The organism is Burkholderia sp. SIMBA_051 (assembly GCF_046534915.1).
GTDB classification, from domain to species: domain Bacteria; phylum Pseudomonadota; class Gammaproteobacteria; order Burkholderiales; family Burkholderiaceae; genus Burkholderia; species Burkholderia ambifaria.
This window is the reverse complement of sequence record NZ_JAWRXS010000902.1, coordinates 1-236: the sequence shown is the minus strand read 5'-3', so window position 1 is coordinate 236 and position 236 is coordinate 1. Positions and strand designations below refer to the sequence as shown.

Genomic DNA, 236 nt, shown 5'->3' with positions numbered 1-236 from the left:
GCACCGCCACGCGCAGCGAGAGCCATTCGTCGTTGAGCAACGCGTCGCCCACGCGCCGGCCATTGAGTTCGACCGCGATCGTGCCCGCATCCCGCGCGCCCGGAATGCGCGCGGTCAGTTCTATGGACGGATCGCGCGGCGCATTGCATGAAAACGCATACGCGCTCGTGAGCCCGTAGACGGCGGAGTACGCGCGGCGATACCAGCGGTTGCGGTCGGTGAGTTCGGCCCAATGC

Annotated in this window: 1 protein-coding gene; it reads right to left on the bottom strand. The window is 67.8% G+C overall.

Annotation, left to right across the window (positions count from 1 at the left end):
* On the bottom strand, positions 1-236 hold a 236-nt coding region (locus SB771_RS37075), incomplete at both ends, for a hypothetical protein (protein ID WP_410722296.1).